This window comes from Paenibacillus sp. P4_A7, from assembly GCF_056402455.1.
In genome coordinates, this window is sequence record NZ_JBFUHJ010000892.1 from 1 (window position 1) to 713 (window position 713).

The 713-nt window shown below is 40.5% G+C and carries 1 protein-coding gene; it reads left to right on the top strand.

The genetic code is table 11. From position 1 onward, the window contains the following. Nucleotides 1-339: 339 nt before the first annotated feature. Nucleotides 340-713 (top strand): helicase-associated domain-containing protein (locus AC1DWN_RS34780; RefSeq protein WP_477563351.1); only part of this gene is annotated, 374 nt, incomplete at its 3' end.

Sequence of the window (713 nt, forward strand, 5' to 3'; positions counted from 1 at the left end):
GACGAACCGTTGTTACATTGTTGCCTGTTTTTATTTTGAACGTATCTCCGTCCACATAATCAGATACGGTATACCATTGATTCGTTTGGATGAAGTTTGAGGAGAGCTCGGACATCGCTGAGCAGCCGGAAAGCGGCAAGCAAATAAGAAGCAGGAGAATAATAAAGTTTTTTTTCATTGATGCAATACCTCCAGCTTGTAGATGGTCAGAATAAAGATCATTTTATTATAACACAAAATGAGTGTAAAAAATGCTGTCAATCCATATTCATCGGCATAAAAATAGTCAAAATTCTTCATACTGAATAAAAGGCATTTTGTGTATAAGGAGGAATCAGCATGTTAGATCATAAATTTGGACCACTCATTGTACAGACCGATTTGACTGTATTGTTAGATGAAAACAGGCCTGCTGCGCAAGAAGCGCTCGAGAAGCTAACGCTCTTTGCAGATACGGTGAGAAGAGCTGGTTCGATACATACCTATCGCATTACACCACTATCGCTATGGAATGCGGCGTCGATTGAAATAAAGGCAGACGAAATTGTGGAGTGGTTATCCACTTATGGAAGATACGAGCTACCCTTTCAAGTGGAGACCAAAGTAAGAAAGCTGATGGGGAGATATGGAAAACTTCAGCTATCGACATGTTCAGAAAAGTTGCTGCTGCACGGCGATGCAAGGCTAATGAAGGAATTGTCAGAGTATGAAAC